Origin of the sequence: Pseudomaricurvus sp., from assembly GCF_965662505.1 — a bacterium.
GTDB lineage: Bacteria > Pseudomonadota > Gammaproteobacteria > Pseudomonadales > Cellvibrionaceae > Pseudomaricurvus.
Map to the genome: position 1 here is coordinate 1 of NZ_CBFIHX010000193.1, position 4,564 is coordinate 4,564.

The window sequence follows — 4,564 nt, forward strand, 5'->3', positions numbered from 1 at the left end:
GTAGTCAATGTTCCATTGCCTGGCATCAACAACAGCTCTGGGATCCTCAAATGACGCCGGAGTGCAATCACTTTGGCATTATCAAAAGGGCGCTCCAGCGCAATCGTTTACGTCTGAATCTCAGCAGCCCTGAGCCTGAAACAGAATCGGAATCCGAAGCCAAGAGCGATCCAGCCGTCAGCGCAGCGGATAAAGAGCTTCTGAGAATGCGGATGGCTCAGGCGATCAAAGAGCAGCGCCTGCGTGTCGCAACACTGCAAGAGCAGCATCGACAAGCCATTGAGGCGCTTCAAAGCGAATCGACAGCAAGTGCACAACAGCACTTACAGCAAATTGCCACACTGAATGAATCTCTGGAGCATTCCCAAGCGCGCTGCGCTGAACTGGAGGCTCTGTCCGAGGGACAGTCTCGTAAAATTAATGGACTGCGGGATTACTTTGAGCACAAGCTTAGCTCTCTGAAGAGTCTGGATGATGCTTCCCTTGAAGCCATGAAAGGCCGCATTGAAGAAGAAAAACAGGCCGAGCTGCTTGAGGCTACCGAATCACTGACTGAGCAGTTGCAAATGCGCGATATTGAAGTCATGTATCGGGACACTCGAATTGCGGGTCTTGAGGATGAGATTGCCCGCCTGCAAAAAGAGAAAGAAGACCTTCTCAACAGCAGTGGCGACAGCCTGCTGGAGCAGCTGCACAAATCCGGAATTAGCTTTGTAACCTTCCAACCTGGTGCCGGACACATGACCCTTCCGGTGAATGATATTGCTCGCTTTATGGCCGATCCTGACGCTTACGCGGCGCAGCGCTGCAAGGTGGATGAGGCCATTTTCCGTCAGTGGCGTGAGCACTATCATCAACCCCGTTGCACTCATAAGGCCATCAACGGCAGTCTCTGTGGCCTCCCTCTGGAGAGGGTTGAACGACCAGCTGAGTTTTTCCCCGGCAGCAGCGATCGCTGTGAAGAGCATTCTGTGGCTCACGCTCAATCGGACCAGGCTGCTTCTGTATAGACCCCTTTGATCGACCTGCAGGGCTTGCCATTGAATCCAAAACGCGTTGGATTTCTAATCCAAACCGCTTTTAACTTCGTTCATCAAACGTCATTGACCTCTAAGAATCGTGATCAGATTGAAACAGACCAACCTTACGACTTCTTTGCTTTCAACTCCATTGGAGTGGGCCAGATCAACCCCTTTGCAAACCGTGCCGTTCAAAACACTTAACCAGCTGGGCATTTCACTGCACATCAAGCGAGAAGATCTTCTGGATCAGCGCCTGTCTGGCAACAAGCTCTATAAACTCTATGAGCATCTTGAGATCGCGCAAGCCACAAAAGCCAGCCAGTTAATCAGTTTCGGAGGTTACTACTCCAATCATCTCCATGCGCTTGCTCACTTGGGGCAGGCTGCCGGAATCGAAACTCTGGGGATGGTTCGAGGGCATGAGCCCAGTCAGTTATCTTATACACTGCAGGACTGCCTATCCCAGGGGATGACACTCCAATTTGTTGGACGTAAGACCTACCAAGCCTTAAAACAGCCAGCGGGCATCGAAGAGCTGCAAAGCGTTCACCCCGGGAGTTACGTCATTCCTGAGGGGGGAGGTGGCAAAGCCGGCATGTTGGGATGCGGGGCTATTATGCAAGCTGTCCGTGAAAAAATGGATCTGTCGAATGCGACTGTCTGTGTGTCTTGCGGCACGGGCACTACACTTTCTGGCCTGCTTTCCAGCTCTAGACAAGAAGAATCTGTGCTGGGGTTTTCGGCATTAAAACTGGGGGATCAGCTGGCCAGCTACAAATCTGGTCTCGAAAAAGACATTATAAGTGGCGATTGTCGCGCAAAGTGGGATATTATTGATGAATTACATTTTGGTGGCTTTGCCAAGACAAAACCTGAGTTGTTTGAATTTATGCGCAGGTTTGAAAAGGAAACCGGGATTTTGCTCGATCCGGTATACACGGCAAAGCTACTTTTCAGCGTAGTCCAGTTAGCTCGGGCAGGGCACTTTCCCTCTGGGCATCAGCTGGTCGTCATCCATACCGGAGGCCTTCAGGGAAGACGTGGGTATAGTGAGCTAAACCAGGATTCAAAGGCATGAAGCACACGTTATCCCAAACCCTGACCACTGACTTGTTTAATATGTTAGTGCCACTGCCAAGTCTCATGCCAGCTCACCCGGTGACTTAATTGACCACCACTATGAAAGTCCGGTGCGCAGAACACTGCCGACGGAAGTGCTCCTATACCAGTCACCTGTTTAGCAGCCCACTAGCCTCGAGCTCTGTCCGCTTTGCTGCCTGGTGCTGGTAGCGTTTTTAGTTGTGCCCTCCGTATTGACAGTCTTGCGAGTCTAAAAAGGCTTAATGCGTTAAAGGGCTGCGACCGGGGTGCCCTGAGCTTGCTTGACCCTTCCTTTGCTCTGAGATTAATACAATCAATTGATATTAATCGCGCAGGAGTAAACAATGGATAAACAAGCAATCACCGATGCGCTGGTAAGCGGTCAAGGGCCTTATTTGGGAAACCATAGCGGAAGTTGTCGGGGTCTGGCTGGAGTCGGCCTGTTTGGGAATGAATAGCTCGCCCGCCTATACCGCCAAGAAAATCACCGACTATCTAGAGCTGGGCGAGGACGTTGCCTAGGAACTTGAGGCCTTTCCTGCCAAGATATGGGACCAGGCCGTACCCTCCGACCCTTGATTTACCGCTTATATGAGGTCGTAGGCGTGATGGCGATGGAATAATGAGCGCAATCGACTTTTCTATGGAAGTAGATAAAATCTAGGCCCCCCGAGGGCGACAGAGCTCTGCTGGCCCTGAACGGTAAGTTTCTGCCCTATAAGATGTGGTAACCAAAATGACTTTCCCCCGGCCTTTCATTGTTAGTTTTTATCTGAGTTTATATTTTATTAGTATCGTTTAATATGCGCGCTTAACCGATTCGGACTATATTAGCGTGGCGGATAAATCATCATTTATAGTGGTGGTTAGTGATTGAATAAGAAAGCAGCGCAGCGAGATGATCTTGTGGACCCAAAAGTCGTCAGACAGGGCTTTTACGATAAAAGCAAACGTAGCATAAAAATCTCTGTAGGTGAGTTACGGGTCGGCATGTACGTGTCGAAGCTCGATCGCGACTGGCTAGAGACGCCTTTTTTAATGCAGGGTTTTCTGCTGGAGTGTCAGGCGGATATCGACACCGTTACCGAGTACTGCGAGCATGTGTGGGTCGATGCCGTCCAGCCTACGTGGGTGCCGCCCGAGGAGCGAAGCTCACTCCCACCCGCTAAAAAACGCACCACTTATACCAATAAAGTATCGGCTCGGGATGAGCACAAGCACGCCGCCGGAGTCTTTCGCGAGGCGCGGCGCTTAACCAAATCTCTGGTGGATGACCTGCGCCTGGGTGGCGTTATTGATACGACCCAGGCCAAAAACACTGTTAAGGCCTGTGTAGACAGCATATTGCGCAATCCCGATGCGCTGCTGTGGATGACCAAGATTCGCACCCAGGACAACTACACCGCCGAGCACTCTTTCAATGTTTGTATTTTGTCTATCGCCTTAGGACGCCATTTGGGCCTTTGCGAGTCCGATTTAGAAAAGATCGGCCTGTGTGGTCTGCTGCACGATGTGGGTAAAATCCGCGTGCCGCCCAAGGTGTTAAACAAACCCGGAAAGTTGGACAAAAAAGAGTGGAATATGATGCGTGCCCACGTGATACATGGGCGCAATCTATTGCTATCAACCCCCGGCATTACCCACGCGGCGGTGGATGTTGCCTACAGCCATCACGAGCGCATGGACGGTGAAGGTTACCCGCGCAAGCTGAAAGCGGCGGGCATTTCTTATTTCTCGCGCATTATCGCAATCGTGGATGCCTACGATGCTATGACCGCCAAGCGTTGCTACGCCCCGGCCATGTCCACCACTAAAGCGCTTAAAATTATCTATAGTGAACGCGGCACTCACTTTGACAGCGAGCTGGCGCTGGCGTTTATTAAAAGCGTGGGGCTCTACCCGCCGGGCAGTATGGTCGAGCTTAAAAACGGCATGGTGGGCCTGGTTTTAGAGGCAAACAGAGAGCGACGCCACCTGCCCAAAGTGATTTTACTTAAGCAGGGAAGTGAGCCCCTAAAACGCGAAAAAATAGTCGATTTGATGCAAATTGAAAATGGCAAATTGGAAGAAGACTACCTGATTCGCGATACGCTACCCGATGGCAGCTTTGGTATTTTTGTGGGCGAGTACCGGGAAAAGGGGCTGATTTTTAAAAATTGATTTATTCGTGGTATTCAATGTTGTTGATGTAGTAGGTCACCTCACCCTCTTTGTTGCGCAGCACCACCTCGTCGTCCACTTGTTTTTTTAACATGGCACGGGCCAACGGCGAGTCCATGCTGATTTTGCCCTCGCTGACATTAAACTCGTCTGGCCCTACAATGCGGGTCGTCATCCATACCGGAGGTCTTCAGGGAAGACTTAGGTATAGTGAGCTAAACCAGGATTCAAAGGCATGAACCACACGTTATCCCAAACTCTGACCACTGACTTGTTTAATA

The 4,564-nt window shown here is 50.8% G+C and carries 4 protein-coding genes and 1 pseudogene; 4 read left to right on the plus strand and 1 reads right to left on the minus strand.

Annotated elements, in window-relative coordinates:
* The 4 genes and pseudogenes from ACTG33_RS16340 to ACTG33_RS16355 all read left to right on the plus strand — a co-directional run.
* The coding region (locus ACTG33_RS16340) for a hypothetical protein (RefSeq protein WP_439136288.1) at window positions 1-1,010 on the plus strand (1,010 nt) is incomplete at its 5' end.
* 118 nt (window positions 1,011-1,128) lie between these two features.
* Window positions 1,129-2,100 carry a 1-aminocyclopropane-1-carboxylate deaminase/D-cysteine desulfhydrase gene (locus ACTG33_RS16345; RefSeq protein WP_439136289.1) on the plus strand — a complete coding sequence of 324 codons (972 nt, stop codon included), beginning with the start codon at window positions 1,129-1,131 and terminating at the stop codon, window positions 2,098-2,100.
* Window positions 2,101-2,516: 416 nt separating this feature from the next.
* Window positions 2,517-2,854: pseudogene (locus ACTG33_RS16350) on the plus strand (cyanase).
* A 142-nt stretch (window positions 2,855-2,996) separates the two neighbouring features.
* Window positions 2,997-4,283: an HD-GYP domain-containing protein gene (locus ACTG33_RS16355; RefSeq protein WP_439136290.1), complete on the plus strand. Its 1,287-nt coding sequence runs from the start codon at window positions 2,997-2,999 to the stop codon at window positions 4,281-4,283.
* 1 nt (window position 4,284) lies between these two features.
* Here ACTG33_RS16355 and ACTG33_RS16360 read toward each other — a convergent pair whose 3' ends face one another.
* Window positions 4,285-4,458, minus strand: coding sequence for a GreA/GreB family elongation factor (locus ACTG33_RS16360; RefSeq protein ID WP_439136291.1), 174 nt, complete (start codon window positions 4,456-4,458; stop codon window positions 4,285-4,287).
* Window positions 4,459-4,564 lie beyond the last annotated feature (106 nt).

Coding starts and splice junctions, on each gene's coding strand:
- ACTG33_RS16360 (WP_439136291.1), bottom strand. CDS start 4,458: ATGACGACCCGCATTGTAGGGCCAGACGAGTTTAATGTCAGCGAGGGC.